We start from the raw sequence: 671 nt of genomic DNA, 5'->3' as shown, positions 1-671 counted from the left end.
AAGATGGATACGCTTGCCGCCATTGGTCGCTGGCTGAGTAAACAGCACGTCGTCACCTGGTGCGTCTCCCGTGAAGACGAGCTGTGGTGCGCGAATGCCTTTTACGTCTATGACCCGGATACCGTGGCCTTTTATCTGCTCAGCGAGGAGCACACCCGCCATGGCCAGATGACCGGACAGAGGGCGAAGGTGGCCGGCACGGTTAACGGCCAGCCAAAAACGGTGGCCCTGATCCGCGGCGTGCAGTTCAAAGGCGAGATCCGTCGTCTGAGCGGTGACGAAGAGGCGCGAATGCGCCAGCGCTACGTCAAGCGCTTCCCGGTGGCCCGCATGCTGTCGGCGCCGGTATGGGAGATTCGTCCGGACGAAATCAAATTTACCGACAACACGCTGGGTTTCGGGAAAAAATTACACTGGCGGCGTGATGCCGGCGCCGAGCAGGCGTAGCGCTTCGCGATTGAAGGCCGGCAGATCGTCCGGCGTTCTGCTGGTGACCAGCTGTTCGTTATCGACCACCACCTCCTGGTCGTAAAACTCGCCCCCGGCGTTTTTCACATCCACCACAATCGGTTTCACCGCCGTGAGCTTACGTCCGCGGATCACATCGGCGCTGATCAGCAGCTGCGGGCCGTGGCAGATGGCAAACACCGGCTTACCGCCGTTGACAAAAT

The 671-nt window shown here is 60.5% G+C and carries 2 protein-coding genes; one reads left to right on the top strand and one right to left on the bottom strand.

All coding sequences use genetic code 11. The features are described 5' to 3' along the window. The coding region (locus tag KBX06_RS27505; protein ID WP_374225685.1) for a YhbP family protein at window positions 1-447 on the top strand (447 nt) is incomplete at its 5' end. Here KBX06_RS27505 and KBX06_RS27500 read toward each other — a convergent pair. Then, window positions 409-671, bottom strand: a 263-nt coding sequence (locus KBX06_RS27500; RefSeq protein WP_210839967.1) for a DJ-1/PfpI family protein, incomplete at its 5' end; no start/stop codon positions are given. The genes KBX06_RS27505 and KBX06_RS27500 overlap by 39 nt on opposite strands.

The organism is Micromonospora sp. C31 (assembly GCF_018070575.1).
GTDB lineage: Bacteria > Actinomycetota > Actinomycetes > Mycobacteriales > Micromonosporaceae > Micromonospora.
The sequence above is the reverse complement of the archived record's forward strand: the minus strand, read 5'-3'. Positions and strand labels throughout refer to the sequence as shown.